Source organism: Belnapia arida (assembly GCF_016773205.1).
GTDB lineage: Bacteria > Pseudomonadota > Alphaproteobacteria > Acetobacterales > Acetobacteraceae > Belnapia > Belnapia arida.
In genome coordinates, this window is sequence record NZ_JAETWB010000010.1 from 80199 (window position 1) to 98595 (window position 18397).

Consider the following 18397-nt stretch of genomic DNA (forward strand, 5'->3'; position numbering starts at 1 on the left):
AGGCCAGCAAGGCAGCAACGCCAGCGCATGGGCCAACCCGGGGCACGGCCCGGGGCGCCCCAAGGAAGCACCAATGATTTCGAGACATCCCCGCCTGCTCACGCCCGGGCCGTTGGCCCTCGCCCCGGAGGTGAAAGCCTCGATGCAGAATGACCTCGGCTCTCGCGACATCTCCTTCCGGCAAGTGACCCGCGATACCCGCCAATGGATCCAGGAATTGGCGCATGCAGGCCCCGACTACTCCACCATCCCGATGCAGGGCAGCGGCACCTTCGTCATCGAGGCAGCGCTGACCACCTTCCTCAAGGACAGCGACAAGGTCCTGGTCTGCGCCAACGGCGTCTATGGCGAGACCGCCGCGAAAATCCTGCGCCGCCACCGGCTCGGCCATGTGGTGCTCACCCGCCCCATCACCGAGCCGGTTTCGGTGGAAGAGGTTGCGGCACGGCTGGCCGCCGACCCGCAGATCACCCACCTCTACTTCGTCCATTGCGAGACCACCTCCGGCATCCTGAACCCCCTGCCGGACCTCCTGGCGCTGGCGCGCAGCCGCGGCGTCACCAGCATCGTCGATTCCATGAGCGCCTTCGGGGCGATCGAGATCGATGCCGCCCGGCACCCTTTCGACATCCTCATCTCGTCGGGCAACAAGTGTGTGGAAGCACCGCCGGGCATCGCCTTCGCCATCGTCCGCCGCGCCATGCTGACGCCGGAACTGACGGTGGCCCGAACCTATACCCTCGACCTCTACGACCAGTGGCGCGGCTTCGAGGAGAATGGCGAGTGGCGCTCCACGCCGCCGACCCATGTGGCCCAGGCCTTGCGCGCCGGACTGATGGCGCTGCGGCAGGAGACGGTGGCGGGCCGCCATGCACGCTACGCCGCCATCCGCGACCGGCTGATCGCGGGGCTGCGGCCGCTCGGCTTCTCGCCCATCCTGCGGCCGGAGGTGCAGACGCCGATCTGCGTCGCCTTCCGCAACGACACGGTGGTGCCGGATGCGCTCGCTTTCGCCGACTACTACCAGCATCTGCGCAACGCCCGGCTGCTGATCTATGCTCGCTTCCACGAAGCAAGCCGCAGCTTCCGCATCGGCTGCATCGGCCAGATCGAACCCGGCTGGGTGGATGAGCTGGTGGAGGCGACGCGCGCCTTCGTCTCTGCCCGGCGCCAGCCTGGCGGCGGCGCGGGCCTTGCCCGGCGCGCGGCGGCGGGCCCGGAGCAGCGGCCATGAGAGCGACCTCGCGCCCGGTCGCCATGGCACCGTCGGCGGCCAACGACGCCCCGGCCGAGGACGGCTTCCGCCGCATGCTCGCCGCCGAGGGTACCGACACCCTCCTGGTCTGCATGGTGGACATGCAGGGGCGCCTGGTCGGCAAGCGGCTGACCGCGCGCCAGGCGCGGGCGGAAGCGGGCGAGGATATGCATGCCTGCGACTACCTGCTCGGCGTCGATGCCGAGATGGTGCCGATCCCCGGCCTCCGCTCCAGCGGGTGGGAGCGCGGCTTCGGCGATTTCTCCATCCGCCCCGACCCGGCCACCGCTCGGCTGCTGCCCTGGCAGCCGGGCACGCTGCTGGTGCTCGGCGATACGGTGGACCACGAAGGCCACCTGGTGCCGCATGCGCCGCGCAGCATGCTGCGCCGGCAATTGGAGCGGCTCGCTGCCACGGGCTTCACCGCCAGCATGGCCTCCGAGCTGGAATTCACCGTCTTCCAGGGCGATTGGCAACAGCTTCGCGCCGGAGCCTACCGTGGCCTGACGCCGGATGGCTTCTATTCGGAGGACTACCAGGTCTTCCAGGGCACCGGGCGGGAGCCGCTGATCCGTACCATCCGCAACAACATGGAAGCCGCCGGCATCCCGATCGAATCCTCGAAGGGCGAGGGCGGACCGGGCCAGGCGGAGATCACCCTGCTGCACGCCCCGGCACTGGAGAGCGCCGACCGGCATGTCATCTACAAGACCGGGGTGAAGGAGATCGCCCAGGCCGCCGGCAAGACGGCGAGCTTCATGGCCAAGTGGCACGAGGCGCAACCGGGCAGCAGCGGACATATCCACTTCTCGCTTTGGACCCCGGGTGGCGAGCCGGCAACGGCCGGGCCGGAGGGCCTCTCGGCCGAGTTCGGGCATTTCCTTGCCGGGCAGATCGCCCTGCTGCGGGAGATGACGCTGTTTCTCGCGCCGGTGGTGAACTCCTACAAGCGCTTCCAGCCCGGGTCCTTCGCGCCGACCAAGGCGGTCTGGAGCCGCGACAACCGCACCGCCGCCTTCCGCGTGCTGGGCCATGGGAAGAGCTTGCGCGCCGAATGCCGCGTGCCGGGCGCCGATGTGAACCCCTATCTGGCTTATGCCGCGCTGATCGCGGCGGGGCTGCACGGGCTGGAGCAGCGCCTGCCGCTCGACCCGCCGGCCGAGGGCAATGCCTATCTCGCCGAAGGGATGCCGGAGATCCCGACCACGCTGCGCGAGGCGATGGCGGCGCTCGACGGCTCCGCCGTACTGCGCGCCGCCTTCGGCGACGCGGTGATCGACCATTATGTCCGCGCCGCCGCCTGGGAACAGTCGGAACAGGACCGTCGTGTCACCGACTGGGAAATCGCCCGCTATCTCGAGCGGGCCTGAAGGACCATCGATGGCCAACGATCAGATGGGCACCCCGACGCAGCATGGCCGATCCGGCAGTATCGTCTTTCGTCTGTCGGGGCATAAGCCGGGCTGGCGGCGTGGGCTCTTCGCCCGCCTCCGCCCCGGGCTCGAGGCGGGGCTCTTACCGCCCGGTGCCAGCGACCGCCCCCTGAAGACGATGCGGGTGGTGGCGTGACCGAGGCCGCCTGGATCGCCGCTGCCGAAGCCGCGGCGGATGTGGCCGGGGCCGTCATCCGCCCCTTCTTCCGCGCTGCCCAAGGCCTTGATGCCGCGCTGAAGGAGGATCGCAGCCCGGTCACCATCGCCGACCGCACCGCCGAGCAGGCGATGCGCGCCGTGCTCGGCGAGCGCTGCCCGAATCACGGCATCCTCGGCGAGGAATTCGGCCTGCAACAGCCGGAGGCGAGGCTGCGCTGGGTGCTGGACCCGATCGACGGCACCCGTGCCTTCATCACTGGCCGCCCGGTCTTCGGCACCCTCATCGCGCTGCTGGATGGGGACCGCCCGATCCTCGGCGTTATCGACCAGCCCATCACCGGCGAGCGCTGGATCGGCGTCGAGGGGCAGCCGACGCGCTTCCGCGGCCCCTTCGGCGGCCGTCCGGGGTGCAGGCCCTGCCCGGAGCTCGGCCGGGCGGAACTGTCCTGCACCAGTCCGGAGATGGTTGCTGCGGCGCTGGCACCGGGCTGGCAGCGGCTGGCCTCGCAGGTACGCCGCGTATCTTGGGGCGGCGATTGCTATGCCTACGGGCTGCTGGCGCTTGGGCAGATCGACATCATCGCCGAGGGTGACATGAAGGTCTGGGACTGGGCCGCGCTGGTGCCGGTGATCGAGGGAGCCGGCGGCCGCATCACCGACTGGAGCGGCCAGCCCCTGCGCCCGGGCGGGCCGGGCCAGGCCCTGGCGGTGGGCGATGCGGTCCTGCTGCCGCAGGCGGTCTCGCTTCTGGCGGCATAGCTGCGCTGGAGACCGCCCGGATGTGGCGGACCGTCCGTCAGGCCAGGCCGGATCGGGCTTGCCGGCGGTTTCCGGGCTGGCCTCGCCCTTCGCTGCCTGTCCTGGGTTGCTGCGAGCAAGCAGTTCATCGGCAGTCTTGTCGGGATCCGCGGCGGGCCGGCCCCCGTCCGGATGGAAAGGGACCTCGCCAGTGCCCCAGGGTCCAGGCGCGTCGCGCGGTAAGGCGGCATGGGCATTGCAGGGACCTGCTGCATTCGGCCCCTGGCCGGCCGGTGGCTGCCCGTGCCCGCCCGGCTTCGTCTCGTCGCCGGGCTTTCGATGATCTTCGGTTATCGGCAGGCGTCCTGCTCGGGCATGGGTGGGTGGCCGTGTCCGTGCTGCGCAACCCTACCGTTCAGGCGAATCCGGCCGGGGCGCTCCGGCCTCCGGCAGATGCTGTCGCTCGAACGCGCGCGTTCCTCGGGTAAGAGCCTCACCGTGACATGGATGGAGTCGTCGCTGTCCTGCTGCCCGATCACCTCGCCATGGCCATACAGCCAGGCGAGCTGGCCGCCGTCATTCGTCGGGATGTCGTAACCGGCGGTCACCGTTGCCTCCGACAGCCGCGCGTCGATCGCCGCGCGCAGTGTCGGCAGCCCCTCCTCGGTGGTGGCGGAGATGACGATCTCGCCAGCCCGTGCCGTGACCTGCGCGACGCCGCCCAGCAGATCCGCCTTGTTCAGCACCTCGAGGCTGCGATGGCGCCAATCGGCGTCCAGCGTGCCGTCCTCCACCATGCCGTCCAGCACCGCAACCACATCTGCACGCTGCGCCTGGCTGTCCGGATGGGCGACGTCTCGGACATGCAGGATCAGGTCAGCCTCCGCAACCTCCTCGAGCGTGGCGCGGAAGGCGGCGATCAGCTCGGTCGGCAACGCGCTGATGAAGCCTACGGTATCCGAGAGGATCGCCCGCCGCCCCGAGGGCAGGCCGAGGCTCCGCATCGTCGGGTCGAGCGTCGCAAAGAGCTGGTTTTCGGCGAAGGTGCCGGCACCGGTCAGCGCGTTGAAGAGCGTGGACTTGCCGGCATTGGTATAGCCGACGAGCGCAACCACCGGCGCCGGCGGTCTCTGGCGTGCGGCGCGGTGCAGGCCGCGGGTACGGCGAACCTTTTCGATCTCCTGCCGCAGCCGGGCGATGCGGTCGCCGATCAAGCGGCGGTCCGCCTCGATCTGCGTCTCGCCAGGGCCGCCGAGGAAGCCGAAGCCGCCGCGTTGCCGCCCCAGATGGGACCAGGACCGCACCAGCCGGCTGCGCTGGTATTGCAGATGCGCAAGCTCCACCTGCAGCCGCCCCTCGCGCGTGCGAGCCCTCTCACCGAAGATGTCGAGGATGAGACCGGTTCGGTCGATGACCTTGCAGTGCCATTCACGCTCCAAGTTGCGTTGCTGCACGGGTGTCAGCGTCGCATCAACGACGACAAGCCCAACCTGCACCGCCGCCATGGCCGCGCCGAGCGTGGCGACCTGGCCGGAGCCGAGCAGCGTAGCCGGCTGGGGCGCCCGCAGGTTCACCGTTGCGGTGTGGACAATATCGAGGCCGATCGAGCGAGCCAGTTCGACCGCTTCGGCGAGGCGAGGCGAGGCTCGGCATCGCGCATTTGGCCCTCGGCGTGCCACGGCAGGATGACCGCAGTGCGCGTCGGTGCTTCGGCGGTGGCATGCCCGTTGGGAGGGATATCGGAATCGGTCATGGTCTGGTCCGAAGTGCGGGTGTGATCGCCGCAATGCGCCAGGTTGGAATTGTGTCCTCGCATCGATGTGGAACGGATGCGGCAGTCGGCCTGTCGAGCAGTGGGATGGTTTCCTTTGTCGGGGGAAACGGCCGGTGCGTCCGCGCTTAGCTTTGGTGATCCTGATTGGGAGAGGCGCATCTGATCCGCTACGGCGAAGGCCGCATCACGGTCACCGACCGGCCCGGCCTGGAGACAGCGATGGTCCGCCGCTGCTCTCGCATCGGCGCCGCCAACGACAGGAGCCCGAACCCTCGGCCCAAACGCCAGCGGCGCACCGCCTAGCTGGCAACTCTGCAGGCCTTAGCGCCCGCAGCTGCTCGGACCGGTTACAGCTGCGCACGCAAGCCGGCCAAGAACGAGCAATGACTGACAGGCCCGATCCGAAGGAACAAGCCGTCTTGACCTTGTCTGTGGCAACCACCTGAGACGTGGCGCGCTGTCAAGCCGCACCCATGGTGACCATTTGAGGATAAACGGAATGACGGGTGCCGGCAGCAGCCGGGATGGGCCTTGCGGTAGCACCGATAAGGATCGCCTCATCGCGGAGCTGCGTGAGGCGGTACGGGTGCGCGATGAATTCGTGGCGATCGCCGCTCACGAACTGCGCAATCCGATGACCCCCATCCTGATGCAGGTCAGCAGCTTGCTCGCGGCAGCGAGGGCTCCCGACCGATGCCGTCCCGAGTTGCTTGTGCCCAGGATGGAAATCCTGCAAATCGCGGTGCGCGAGTTCGTGCGACGCTCGACGGCGCTTTTGGACGTCTCGCGCATCGCCGCAGGGAATGTGCGGATCGAGCCCGTTGAAGTCGACCTCACCGGCGTGGTTTCCGGCGTCGTGGACCGGGCGGTCATTGCGGCGAGGATGGCGCGGAGCACCCTGGAGGCGGATCTGCAGCCGGGCGTCTTGGCCAACCTAGACCGGCTCGCCATGGAGCAGGTGGCTGAAAACCTGCTCTCGAATGCCATCAAGTTCGGCGCGGGCAAGCCGGTCAACGTCGTCCTACGCTCGGATGGCCATGTGGCCCGGCTCGCCGTCCAGGACCGCGGGATCGGCATCTCCGAGGAAGACCGGGCCCGCATCTTCGCACGCTTCGAGCGCGCGGTGGCTCGGCGCGACCATGGCGGCTTCGGCATCGGCTTGTGGCTGGCGAACCAACTCGTCACGGCCATGGACGGCACCATCGCCGTCGAGAGCGTCCCTGGCGAAGGCACCATCTTCACGGTCACGATGCCCCTGGGCGTCGCGGCGCAACATGGGGCGCGCAGCGCATGACCGAAGTGCAGGTGATCGAGCGGGTGCCGACCGGGGTGCCCGGGCTGGACACTATCCTCAACGAAGGCTTCCCCCGTGGCGGCATCCACATCCTCCAGGGGGTACCGGGGGCGGGCAAGACGACGCTCGCCAACCAGATCTGCTACCATCACGCGGCTGCGGGCGGCCGGGCGCTCTACGTCACGCTGCTGTCCGAGACGCATTCCCGCATGCTGCTGCACCTCAGCACAATGCGTTTCTTCGATGCAGCCCGCCTCCCGGACCAGGTCGCCTATATCAGCGGCTTCGGCGTGCTCCAGGACGAGGGCCTGCCAGGGCTGGTGACACTGTTGCGGCGGGAGATCGCGATGCGCAAGGCGGGTGTCCTGGTGCTGGACGGGCTGGTGGCGGCGGAGGACCAGGCGGCCTCGGACACCAAGTTCAAGACCTTCATCCAGGAACTGCAGACGCAGGCGGGGCTGCACGGCTGCACGGTGTTCCTGCTTACCACCGCCAAGGGCCAGGCCGTTCCGCCCGAGTACACCATGGTGGACGGCGTCGTCGAACTGGCGGATGACCGCTTCGGCTCACGCACCGAACGCGGGCTCGTCGTCCGCAAGCTTCGTGGCAGCAACTACCTGTCCGGACGCCACCCCTTCCGCATCACCGAGGGCGGCTTGGTGGTCTACCCGCGCGTCGAGGCGGCGTTCCGTGTCCCGAAGCGGCCCGACCAGGCGTGGTCGGGCAAGCTGGCCACCGGTGTCGCGGGGCTGGACACGGTGCTTGGTGGGGGCTTCACGGAAGGCACGGTCACGGGTGTGCTGGGCCCCTCGGGCATCGGCAAGACGGTGCTCGGCCTGCACTACCTGTGCGAATCCAGCGCGGCCGAGCCGGGCCTGCTCTTCGGCTTCTACGAGACGGAGTCCCGGCTGCGCCAGCAGGCCGCCAGCCTGGACCTCGACCTCGGGGGTGCCATCGACCGGGGCGAGATCGAGGTGCTCTGGCAGCCGCAGGGCGAGAACGTTCAGGACGCGCTGGCGCACCGCCTGCTGGACGCGCTGGAACGGCGAGGCGTGCGCCGGCTGTTCCTCGACGGGCTCGGCGGCTTCATCGAGGCTTCGGTCGAGCCCGGGCGCATGGCCCGCTTCTTCGCCGTGCTGGTAAATGAGATGCGGTCGCGCGGCGTGACCACGCTGTACACCATGGAGACGCGCGATGTCGTCGGGCCCGGCATCGTGGTGCCCGTCAGCGGCGTCTCCTCCATCGTCGAGAACCTGATCGTACTGCGCTACGTGGAACAGCAAGCTCGGTCGCGGCGATTGCTGTCGGTGGTCAAGATCCGGGGCAGCTCCTTCGATCCGGCGTTGCGGGAGTTCGTTATCGAGAGCGGCCACGGGTTCTCGCTCGCGGGCGGGTTCGAGGGCGCAGGGGAGTTGCTGAGCGGGTTCGCGCGGGACCGTTTCGCCGAAGGCCGGCACCTCGCGTCGCCGGAGGGACAATGACGACCATCCTGGTCGTGGACGACGAGGCACTGATCGCCTTGGCGCTCCAGGCGGAGCTCGAGGACGCCGGCTACGCGGTAGTGACCGCGGCCAATGGCCGGCAAGGGTTGGAGAGGCTGGCCGAGGCACCGCGCCCTGACCTCGTCCTGACCGACATGATGATGCCAGTCATGGGTGGAGCAGAGATGCTCGCGGCCATGGCCGCGGAGCCGAACCTGCGGGAGATCCCTGTCGTCGTCCTGAGCTCCCTGCCCGAAGCGGCAATCCGGGCGCGTGCGGACGGCGCCGCCGCCATCCTGCGCAAGCCCTACACTGCGGACGCGATCCTGCGCACGATCGAGCGGCTGATCGGGAGGGCAGGATAGGGCATGTCCAGCCGCCGGCCACCTGGCTTGGCGCGCCAGGCATCAGCCGTGCCGGCAGCCTTGGCAAAGATTGGCATATGCCTTGCCCATTCCTAAGTTTGAGTGCATGCCCCCACCCGCGACCATGAACGTATCGACCACTTCGAAGCTCGCCACCGTCGTCCAAGGACAAGCCGGCACGGGCCGCTACCGCAGCGCCAGCGAGGTGGTTCGCGCTGCCCTGCGGCTCCTCCTAGAGGCGGAACGCGAACGGGATCCGCCACCCGCTCCGCAAGCCAAGGCATCGCGCCCGGGACGGACCGGTGGACGCTGAGAGCTGGCCTGGCTTCCCCGCCGTGCAGGGCGAGACGGCCGATCACCTCCGCGCCCATGACTGGGCGGCGACGCCGCTCGGACCAATCGGGCGCTGGCCGCAGAGCCTGCGCACGGCGGTCGACCTGATGCTCGCCGCGCGGCAGCCGGTCTACATCGCCTGGGGCCCCGAGCTCACCTCGCTCTTCAACGACGCCTACATCCCCATTCTCGGCAACAAGTATCCGGCGGCTCTCGGCAGGCCCTACGCGGAACTGTTCGCGGAGATCTGGCACGAGTACCGGCCGCTGGTTGCGGCGACGATGGCCGGCGAGGCACAGCACTTCGTCGACAGGCCCGTTGCCCTGGCCGGCCGGCCGGGCCGGCCCATGAGCTGGTTCACCTTCTCCTGGACGCCCTTGCGCGACGAGGCCGGCAGGATCGCGGGCATCTACTGCTCGGCTATCGAGACCACCGAGAAGGTCCTTGCCGAGCGGGCGCTCCGGGCACGCACCGAGCGGGATCTGCGCCGCAGCCAGACCGAGCGCGAGCGCCAGCGCCGCCTCTACGAGGCCATCCTGACGAATACCCCCGACCTCGCCTACGTCTTCGACCTCGACCACCGCTTCAGCTACGCCAATGAGGGCCTGCTGCGGATGTGGGGCCGGAGCTGGGATGAGGCGATCGGCAAGACCTGTCTCGAGCTGGGCTACCCGGATTGGCATGCGGCGATGCACGACCGCGAGATCGAGCAGGTGATCGCGACCAGGCAGCCGATCCGCGGCGAGGTGCCGTTCGAGGGGACCTTCGGACGCCGGATCTACGACTACATCTTCGTGCCGGTCATCGACGCCGATGGCCGGATCGAGGCGGTTGCCGGGACGACGCGCGATGTCACGGAGAGCCGGCAGGCGGAGGAGGCATTGCGCGAAAGCGAGGCACGCTTCCGGGTGGTGGCCGACGCCGTCCCACAGATCATCTGGATCACCGACGCAGAGGGGCGGGCGGAGTTCTTCAATCGCCAATGGTCTGATTATACCGGCGGTTGCTACCAGTCGACGACGGCGGCGGAGGTCGCGGCCAACTTCGTCCATCCCGATGACGTGGCGGTGACGATGGCGCGGTTCGAAGAGGCGCGCCGGACCGGCGGCAGCTTCCTCGTCGAGCATCGCATCCGCTCGAAGGACGGGGGGTACCGCTGGTTCCTGGTCCGCGGCGAGCCGCATCGTGATGCCTGCAGCGGCGAGATCGTCCGCTGGTTCGGCGCTTCGATCGACATCCATGACCGCAGGGAGGCCGAGGCGGCACTTCGCGAGAGCGAGGCGCGCTGGCGCGGGCTGTTCGGGCGAATGCAGGAGGGCGTCGAGGTGGACGAGCTGGTCTACGACGCCGATGGGCGGGCCATGGACGTCCGCTACCTTGAGGTCAACCCCGCCTGGGAGCGGCAGACCGGCCTGTCGCGGGAGACCGTGGTCGGCCGCCGCATGAGCGAGATCCTCCCAGCGGAGGAAGTAGCCTTCTGGACGGAAGCATTCGCACAGGTCGCCGAGACGGGCCAGGCGGCGGACATCGAGCGCTACGTCGCCCCGCTTGGACGCTGGTACGAGGTGATCGCCTACCCATTCGAGCCGGGCCGGACCGCCGCGCTGGTGCTCGACGTGACAACGCGCAAGGCGGAGGAGGAGCGGCGGGCCTTGCTCATGCGCGAGGTGGACCACCGGGCCAAGAACGCGCTGGCCGTGGTGGGGGCCGCGCTGAGGCTGACGCAGGCGCCCGACGTGCCGACCTTCCAGCGGATTGCATTGGGCCGCATCTCGGCGCTGGCGAGGGCGCAGACATTGCTGGCGCAGGATCGCTGGCGTGGGGCCGACCTGCGCACGCTGGTCGAGGGAGAGCTGGCGCCCTTCGTGGGCGAGGTCGGCCCCCGTGTGGAGGTGAATGGCGCGCCGGTGGTCCTGCCGCCCGGGGCGGCACAGCCGGTAGCGATGGCGCTGCACGAGCTGGCGACGAACGCGGTGAAGTACGGGGCACTCTCGATGGCTACGGGCCGTGTCTCGGTCTCCTGGCGCTTCGACGAGAAGGCGTCCGGCAGGTTGCGGCTGCGCTGGGCCGAAGCCGGTGGACCTCCCGTCAGCGGGCCGCCGCTGCGCCGCGGCTTCGGGTCGCGCGTGATCGAGGACACGATCCGCCGCCAACTTGGCGGCAAGGCGTCGCTCTCCTGGGACGCGGGCGGCGTGGTCTGCGAGATCGCCGTGCCGCTCTGGAGCGCCGGCGACGGCGGGCCGGAGGCGTGGGGCCACGACGGTGCCAAGCGGGAGACCGCCGAAGGCCATGCCGGTGACAGCCTTGCCCGGGCCGAACAGCATGTCCGGGAAGCCGAGCAGGGTGTTGCTCGCCAGCGCCTCATCATCGAGGGAATAAGCGAGGACCGACATCCCCGCGCCCTGGCGGAGGCGCGGCGGGTTCTCGCGGCACTTCAGGAGACGCTGAAACTGACACGGCACCAACTCCGCCGGGAGCGGCAGATGCGTGGATTGGATCCAAGGCATGGGGCACGCGGGCATTAGGCGAGGCTTTGCTTCATCCTCGCAGACACCCGGAGCATTCGCAGCAGTGGCCGGATGCCTACCGAGACCGCGTCATGCATCTTACGGCTGGGAATGTCGTTCCTGTTCCGGCCGTGCCTGCCCAGCGGCGCGGAAACGCACCGATAACGGCCCTGTAAGTCTAGTACCCGCGACATCTTGATCCCGAGGGACTTCCCCATGCCCGACACCTTCTCGGCCCCCCATGCCGGGCATGCGGCCGATCCCCTTGCCCTGCTCCGCACCCATCTGCCGGACATTGCCGCTGCCGCGGCGCTGGAGGACCATGATGGCGCTTTCCCAGCCGGTGCGATCGTGTCGCTGCACGAGACTGGGTTGCTTGCAGCGCCGCTGCGCCTGGCGCTTGGTGGGCTGGGCTGGGGTTCCGAGCCAGCAGGCGCAGCGCCGCTTGCCGTCGCGCTCCGCCTCATAGGCCGTGCCAGCTTGCCACTTGGCCGCCTCTACGAAGGACATGTGAATGCATTGCGCCTCGTGCAGCGTCACGGGACGCCCAGCCAAGCCCGTGCCGCAGCGCAGGAGGCGAGAGCGGGGCTGCTCTTTGCGGTCTGGAATACCGAGGTTCCCGGCGAGCCATTGTCGATCGACCGGGACGGCAGGGTGATGGGCCGCAAGATCCTGTGTTCCGGTGCCGGGCAGGTCGCCCGGGCGTTGGTGACGGCCCGTGACGCGGCCACGCCGGAGGCACCGCCGCGCATGCTGCTGGTCCCTCTTGCACAAGGCGAGCGTACCGACCTCTCAGGCTGGACAGCGCAGGGCATGCGCGCCTCGGCAACCGGCGCGGTGGATTTGACCGGCATCGAGGTCGGCTCCGGCATGCAGGTCGGCAGGCCCGGCGACTATGGCCTGCAGCCGGACTTCTCCGCTGGTGCATGGCGTTTCGCGGCCGTGCATTGCGGCGGGCTTGAAGCCGTGTTGGGGGCCATGCGCGACCACCTGCGCCGCACCGGACGCGGCGCCGATCCGCATCAGGCAGCACGGCTCGGCCAAGCGGCGATCGCTTCGGGATCGGCCCGGCTCTGGATCGAGGCAGCGGCCCTGCGGGCGGAGGCACCGGATGCCGGCATGGAGGCGGTCGCCTTCGTCAACCTGGCCCGGCTCGCGGTGGAACGAGCAGCGCTGGACGTGATGGAGCTCGCGCAGCGCTCGGTCGGACTGAATGCCTTCCTGCGGCCAAATCCCCTGGAGCGGATTTGCCGTGATCTCGCCACCTATCTGCGGCAGCCGGCGCCCGACCGCGCCCTGACCGAGGCGGCCGCCCATCTCCTGGCGGCAGAGGCTGAGCCTGGCGAGGTTTGGGATATCCCGGTGGCACGAGCATGAGCGTGGCCTCGCCCAGGCGGGCCGGGGAATGGCTGCGGGCCGCTGAGCGGAACCTGCCCCTGGCCGCGGACCTGAATCCGCTGCTGGGACCCGCCGGTGGCGTACTGGTCCTGGCGCCCCATCCCGATGACGAAAGCCTGGGCTGTGGCGGCCTGCTGGCCGCCTGCGCCGCCGAAGGACGGGCTGCGCGTGTGGTCGTGGTGAGCGATGGCGCGGGCTCGCATCCCCGGTCACGGGCCTATCCTCCGGCCCGCCTCTCCGCGCTGCGGCAGGAGGAGGCGCGGGCAGCGGTCGCGGTGCTCGGTCTCGACCCGTTGCGCGACATCGCCTTCCTCGGCCTGCCGGATACGGCGGTACCATCAGCCGGGCCAGCCTTCGAGGCGGCGGTCGCGGCCCTGCTTCGCCTGGCGGATCCGGCACCAAGCGCCGTCCTCGTCACCTGGCGGCACGATCCACACTGCGACCACGCCGCCAGCTTCACCATGGCGGCAGCTCTGGTTCGTGCGCTCCCGGCCGGCACGCGGTTCTACGCCTATCCGGTATGGGGTCTCGCCTTTGCTCATCCCCTCCCCGGCTTTCCGCTGCCGCCGGAGCCTCTGATCTCCGAACCGCCACGCGGGATCAGGCTCGACATTACGCGCCACCTGCCGGCCAAGCGGCGCGCCGTTGCGGCACACGCCTCGCAGGTCTCGCCGCTGATCACGGACGATCCGCAAGGCTTCCGCTTGCCGCCGGAGGCGCTGGCCCTTGCCTTCCGCTCCGCCGAACTCTTCCTTGAGGTGGATCCCGCATGAGCCGTGCCGCCCGATCCCTGACACCTGCCTATTTCGAGGCGCTCTATGCACGCGACCCCGACCCGTGGCGCTTCGCCGACAGCGCCTATGAGCGGGCGAAGTACGACGCGACCTTGGCTGCCCTGCCACGGCCGCGCTATGGCCGGGTTTTTGAAGTGGGGTGCTCCATCGGCGTGCTGACGCTTGATCTTGCGGCGCGCTGCGACGCGCTGCTGGCCGTGGATGCCGCCGAGACGGCGCTGTCCGCTGCCCGGGCACGCTGCACGGAATGGCCGCGGGTTACCTTCCAGCGCATGCGGGTGCCGCAGGACTGGCCGGAGCAGGCGGCACCCTTCGACCTCATCCTGCTGTCCGAGGTGGTCTACTACCTCGATGAGGCGGATGTCGCGCGGCTCGCTGCCCGCGTCGGTGCCTCCCTCGCCCCAGGAGGTGAGGTACTTCTGGTGCATTGGACCGGGGAAACCGATTATCCGCTCTCGGGCGATGCGGCGGTCGGGCATTTCATCCGGGCGGCGCCCTTCGCACGGCCGGCACGGCAAGAACGGACCGAATGCTACCGCCTGGACCTGCTTCGCGCCTGCCTGGGAGACGGCTCGGGCTGAGTACGGCCCGGGCGCCCCGCAGCGCGTAGAGGATGGCTTCCGCCCTGCGGGTCTCAGCCTCAAGCTCGCCACCTCGCACCAGATGTCGGCGCCGCAAGAGCCCGGCTCTGGCCTGGAGTTGTTCCCAGGCCTGCCAGAACCGCGGCAGGCCTACGATGTCCGACAGGCTTGTGGGCGTCAGGCCCAAAGCCAGCGCCAATCGCACAGGATCGCCGGGTCTGGGCCGGCCGGCCCGCAGGCGGCGCAACGCGCGGCGGCAGCGCAGCCGCAACAAAGCAGGGAGCGCCGGCTCCAGCCGCGCATCGAGCGGCGCGGAATCGGCTTCGGCCAGGCGCCGCCGCAGCGTATCCGCCATGCCGCCCGCAGCACGGCCCTGCAAGCGGCAGGAAACGATGACCCGCGCCGCGGGACAGTGCCGCACCCGCATCTCGGCATGGATCAGCGCTTCGAACAGGGCGCGATCCTCGCCCACTGGCACCACCGGCAGGCCACCCACGCGGCGATAGGCGTCGAGGGTCAACGCAATGGAGGCACCGGAATGCGCGGCGTGGCGCGGCCAGGGGTCGTCCGGGTCGGGGTCGACCAACGCGGCCATCTCATCCAGCAGGGTGGCATAACGGGCCTCACGCGCCTCACGCACCCGGAGCATTGCAGGCAGGGATGCGGCCTCTGCCGGGTCAGGTTCGATGGCACCGGCCACGGCATCGGCTCCGGCCGCCAGCGCGGCGAGGTTGGCGGCCAGCCAGTTCGGGGCTGCCCGCCCATCGGCATCGGTGCTGAGAAGTGCGGCGCCGCTCGCAGGCGTCCTCCCGAGCAACTCGGCCGCCTTGTCCATGGCCGTGCGCCGGGCGCCTCCGGCATGAGCGAGGGCGGGCGGCAACGTGACCTCCTCGACCACAAGCCGGAAGGGCAGCACCGCCGCAAGCGAGCGGGCGACCTGCGCGGTCTCGTCGCTGGAGTTGTTGACGAGCACCAGGACGGCCATCGCCTCAAGCCCGAGCGGACAGCCACCAATGCCGCGCTGCGCCGCCAGTGCCTTGAGACAGGCAGGCAGGCGCTCCGCCTCGTTCCTGGCGGGGATGGCGATGGCAGCATGGGGGACGGGACTGCGGCAACGGCCGGGGGCCATTGCCGCCCCGTAAAGGGCGGATCGGAGAGGCAGCATCGGTACGCCGCTAAAACGCCTCGTGGCCTTCGCCGTTCACGTTGCCGCTGCCGTTGCGCATCAACTCTCTGTCGGCAACAGGTGGCCCACGATGCCGGGCCATGACCGGGACCTGCGGCATGTCGGCATGCCCGGCCTCAGCGCCCGAGCGCCCGGCGCAGCGCCGGCTTATCCATCTTCGAGCGGCCCGGCAGGTTCCGGTGCCGAGCCTCCTCCATCAGCGCCGCCTTGCTTGGCTCCTCGGCGCCGCCGTGGCGATGGCGCGCCGTCTTCTGCGCCACATCGGCAGGCTGTGCCGAGTGCTGATGCCCCGCCTCCATGTCGCGGTGCTTCTTCTCCGAGGTGCGACGATACTCCGCCGGCGAAAGATCCTCATGCGCCTCCTTCGGCAGATACCGCTCGCCGGTATCGCGGCTGCGCTTGCCGGAGCCGGTTTGCCAGTCCTCCCCGGTCCACCGATGCAGGTTGTTGTCAGCGCGCTGGGGGCCCTCATAGCCGCCGCCGCGCCGCTTGTATTCCTGCACCGCCATCTGTGCCTTGCGGGCAGACCACTGGCCAGACTCACCGCCCTTGTCGCTTTCGGTGACGTCATGCTTGACCCGGTCCCACAGCCCAGGGTCAGTCCGCTTCGCCGTGCTGCCCATGGGACCTCCGCTGCCTCTCATTCCGGGCAAGTGGGTCGAGGTGGAGCGCTGTCCAGACAGCGGGTGTCGTCGGGAGGTCATCTTAAGCTCATCCGCCACGGACATGTGATAACCGCCCGTGCCGGCCCGTCCACGCCTGCCGTAGCCACCTGGCCACGCATCGGCCCCCAGCCTGCAGAAGCGGCCAGGCGACCCCACTGGCGGCGCCAGTGGGGCCTCCTCCTTAGCAGTCTGTCGTGCCGCCCCTAGCCAATCGGGCTGAAATCACCGTCTGCCACCGGGAGCTCAAGGAGAGCTTCGCAGTGCTCCGGGAGTTCGGAGATGCCCAGCAGAACCGCACCGCGATCGCCACCGTTGCCCGTCAGGACGCCATTCCAGCAGGCGAGCTGGGCTGCGTCGGGGGCGGCATCCAGCGTGTTCTCCAACACGCTCGACAAGAACTCGGTGTTGTCCAGATTGCTCCAAAGGTCGGCAAGGCTATCGGCAAGGCCGTCCAGGCCTTCGCCATCAAGTTGCGCCACCAGGTTTCGTACTGTGCCCACTGCAGGAATGCTGCCGAAGGCGCTGTCGAACAGGCTGGTGACGGCGAAGCGGTCCGCACCGCCATCCTGCTGGTCGAGCGGCAAGGACAGGCCCATCGCTTCGGCAACATGCTGGCCGACAGCCGAGTTCTCCTGCACGCCCGTGAACAATCCGGCGCCCGGCCCAATGGCGAAGACCGGCACGTCCAGCGCCGTGTGACCGGTCGTCGTGAACTCGACGCCACCTTTGGTGCTCAGCAATTCCGCCAGGGCAAGAGGGATATCTTCGTTGCCTTGCAGTTCGGTGATCTCGTCATCGCTCAGCGTCAGGCCGGTATACTGTGCGACGGTGTCGCGGATGGAGGTGGCGTTGGCGACATCGAACTGCTCCGCCATGCCCTCGGCGGTTTCCGTAAAGTCGCGGAATACGGCGGGGGACGCATCAGCGGTCGGCTGTACCGTCATGCCGCCCGTGTCATGGTCGGCGACCATCACCACCAGCGTGTCCGGGTTCGCTTTCTGGAACTCCAGCACCTTTTGCATGCTCGCCTCGAAAGAGGACAAGGCATGCATGGTTGTTGCGGCGTCGTTGCCGTGCCCGAAGGTATCGGTATTCTCCTCCTCCAGGAAAAGCACGAAGCCGTCCTTGTCCTTGGAGAGGGTATCGAGCGCCACCTCGGTCATCTGGGCCAGGCTCGGCTCCTCGGCAGGACGCTCGCCGATGGCGTCGAGGTAGTCTTTGTTGTTGAACAGGCCAAGGACGCGTTCGCCATCGAAATCGGCCAACTCCTTGGCGTTCGAGACGTAGGCCATGCCCTGCTGTTCGGCGAGGCCGAACAGGTCGGTTCCGTCGGGCTGGGTGCCGCCCTCGCTCTCGGTGGTGAACTGGTTGCGGCCCGCACCCAGCACGACGTCCAACTGGTTGTCGCCGATATATTGCTGGGCGATGTCGGCCTGATTGCCGCGCAGCGGATTGCTCGCGCCGAAGGCGGCTGGGGACGCGTCGGTGATGGCGGCGGTGGAGACGATGCCCGTCGCCTTCCCGGCAGCGGAGGCGAGATCGGTCACCGACTTGAGTTCGTTGCCGAAGAAGTCGACGCCAACGGAGCCGTTACGGGTCTTGACCCCGGTGGCGTAGGCATTGGCTCCAGCGGCCGAGTCCGTAATCGGATTGTTGAAGGAGTCGGTCTGCACCATCCCCTTCAGCAAGGGCTCCCAGACCGGAGCGTCGGGGCCTTCCTTGAAGTAGCGATAGTTTGCCAGATAGGCGGTAGAGGCTCCGTCGGGGAGCATGAAAATGACGTTCTTTGCCGTGTCAGGCGTCGGAAGCTCAGCAGCCATAATAGGTTCTCCCCGAAGGAGACAGCTTTTGCTGTCTGCCGGCAGGTTAACCGGGCGCCATTTTATAGTAAGGGATAGTATATGATGCTTTGTTGAAGCTTTATATTTCGTTTCAAGGTGGCGGAATGTTTGTAAATTAAGTGATGTATTTTACTTTGTCGATGCGATATCCGCCTGCGGTTCAAACGCAATAAATTTTGTCCGGGGGTTGCCTTGAATGAATGCCGCAGGTTGCGTTTCACTGGGACGTTCTCCCGGTCGCGTCCGGGCTGGTGGCGTGGAAACAGGTCGCAGCTGAGAGGACAGCTTTCACAACAATCCTGATATGGGTCTCGTCCTACAGCATGACGAAGCGATGCCTCTGTGGCAGGCTGTGCCACAATGCCGGACAAGTGCAAGTGGCCGGCAGACAGTTGGGTATCGCTCACGGCGCTGATGGCCCCAGCGCCGTGTAGCGCGAGCGCCGGGCCGCTCACTTGTCGGAACCTTGTCCATAAGCATCGTAGGTTACCGGCTCCACGCCGCGCAGGCGCAGCCGGTCTGCAGGCAATGGAGCGATGCCGCGGCCGGTACACGACCCTCCACATGGAATTGGACGCCGGCATCTCGACTGC

General features: G+C 68.7%; 15 protein-coding genes and 1 pseudogene. 12 read left to right on the forward strand and 4 right to left on the reverse strand.

All coding sequences use genetic code 11. The features are described from left to right. Positions 1-73: 73 nt before the first annotated feature. From JMJ56_RS18750 to JMJ56_RS18765, 4 genes are read left to right on the forward strand one after another with little or no spacing between them, the layout of a single operon-like run. Entirely contained in the window at positions 74-1234 is a 1161-nt protein-coding gene (locus JMJ56_RS18750; protein WP_202833301.1) for a 2-aminoethylphosphonate--pyruvate transaminase, read from the forward strand. Next, entirely contained in the window at positions 1231-2625 is a 1395-nt protein-coding gene (locus JMJ56_RS18755) for a glutamine synthetase family protein (protein ID WP_202833302.1), read from the forward strand. The genes JMJ56_RS18750 and JMJ56_RS18755 overlap by 4 nt, the downstream gene beginning before the upstream one ends. Positions 2626-2635: 10 nt before the next feature. Then, positions 2636-2824 (forward strand): hypothetical protein, encoded by a 189-nt coding sequence (locus JMJ56_RS18760; protein ID WP_202833303.1) that lies wholly within the window; start codon positions 2636-2638, stop codon positions 2822-2824. Continuing rightward, positions 2821-3606 carry an inositol monophosphatase family protein gene (locus JMJ56_RS18765; protein ID WP_202833304.1) on the forward strand — a complete coding sequence of 262 codons (786 nt, stop codon included), beginning with the start codon at positions 2821-2823 and terminating at the stop codon, positions 3604-3606. Before JMJ56_RS18760 ends, JMJ56_RS18765 begins: the two co-directional genes overlap by 4 nt. Before the next feature lie 446 nt (positions 3607-4052). Here JMJ56_RS18765 and hflX read toward each other — a convergent pair. Then, positions 4053-5338 (reverse strand): annotated as a pseudogene (gene hflX, locus JMJ56_RS18770) (GTPase HflX); the annotation flags it as partial. A 520-nt stretch (positions 5339-5858) separates the two neighbouring features. Between hflX and JMJ56_RS18775 the strand changes: the two are divergent. From JMJ56_RS18775 to JMJ56_RS18810, 8 genes are all read left to right on the forward strand, one after another. Further along, the gene (locus JMJ56_RS18775; RefSeq protein ID WP_202833305.1) at positions 5859-6653 is read left to right on the forward strand and encodes a sensor histidine kinase; all 795 of its coding nucleotides are present in this window, start codon (positions 5859-5861) and stop codon (positions 6651-6653) included. Beyond that, positions 6650-8134 carry an ATPase domain-containing protein gene (locus JMJ56_RS18780; protein WP_202833306.1) on the forward strand — a complete coding sequence of 495 codons (1485 nt, stop codon included), beginning with the start codon at positions 6650-6652 and terminating at the stop codon, positions 8132-8134. The genes JMJ56_RS18775 and JMJ56_RS18780 overlap by 4 nt, the downstream gene beginning before the upstream one ends. Next, positions 8131-8499 carry a response regulator gene (locus JMJ56_RS18785; protein ID WP_202833307.1) on the forward strand — a complete coding sequence of 123 codons (369 nt, stop codon included), beginning with the start codon at positions 8131-8133 and terminating at the stop codon, positions 8497-8499. Before JMJ56_RS18780 ends, JMJ56_RS18785 begins: the two co-directional genes overlap by 4 nt. Before the next feature lie 124 nt (positions 8500-8623). Further along, a complete protein-coding gene (locus JMJ56_RS35525) occupies positions 8624-8812 on the forward strand; it encodes a ribbon-helix-helix domain-containing protein (RefSeq protein WP_202833308.1) in 189 nt (62 codons plus the stop codon). Continuing rightward, positions 8802-11357, forward strand: a complete 2556-nt coding sequence (locus JMJ56_RS18795; RefSeq protein ID WP_202833309.1) for a PAS domain-containing sensor histidine kinase — start codon at positions 8802-8804, stop codon at positions 11355-11357. The genes JMJ56_RS35525 and JMJ56_RS18795 overlap by 11 nt, the downstream gene beginning before the upstream one ends. 198 nt (positions 11358-11555) lie before the next feature. Further along, positions 11556-12716: an acyl-CoA dehydrogenase family protein gene (locus JMJ56_RS18800; protein ID WP_202833310.1), complete on the forward strand. Its 1161-nt coding sequence runs from the start codon at positions 11556-11558 to the stop codon at positions 12714-12716. Next, complete coding sequence (locus tag JMJ56_RS18805; RefSeq protein ID WP_202833311.1) at positions 12713-13510, forward strand: PIG-L deacetylase family protein; 798 nt, start codon at positions 12713-12715, stop codon at positions 13508-13510. Before JMJ56_RS18800 ends, JMJ56_RS18805 begins: the two co-directional genes overlap by 4 nt. Then, the gene (locus JMJ56_RS18810; RefSeq protein ID WP_202833312.1) at positions 13507-14112 is read left to right on the forward strand and encodes a class I SAM-dependent DNA methyltransferase; all 606 of its coding nucleotides are present in this window, start codon (positions 13507-13509) and stop codon (positions 14110-14112) included. The genes JMJ56_RS18805 and JMJ56_RS18810 overlap by 4 nt, the downstream gene beginning before the upstream one ends. On the opposite strand, the gene JMJ56_RS18815 is transcribed toward JMJ56_RS18810, so the two are convergent. The 3 genes from JMJ56_RS18815 to JMJ56_RS18825 form a co-directional block, all read right to left on the reverse strand. Continuing rightward, a complete protein-coding gene (locus JMJ56_RS18815) occupies positions 14012-15277 on the reverse strand; it encodes a glycosyltransferase (RefSeq protein ID WP_202833313.1) in 1266 nt (421 codons plus the stop codon). The genes JMJ56_RS18810 and JMJ56_RS18815 overlap by 101 nt on opposite strands. Positions 15278-15414: 137 nt before the next feature. Beyond that, complete coding sequence (locus tag JMJ56_RS18820; protein ID WP_202833314.1) at positions 15415-15921, reverse strand: DUF5872 domain-containing protein; 507 nt, start codon at positions 15919-15921, stop codon at positions 15415-15417. Between the two features lie 245 nt (positions 15922-16166). Next, entirely contained in the window at positions 16167-17783 is a 1617-nt protein-coding gene (locus JMJ56_RS18825) for an alkaline phosphatase (protein ID WP_202833315.1), read from the reverse strand. Positions 17784-18397 lie beyond the last annotated feature (614 nt).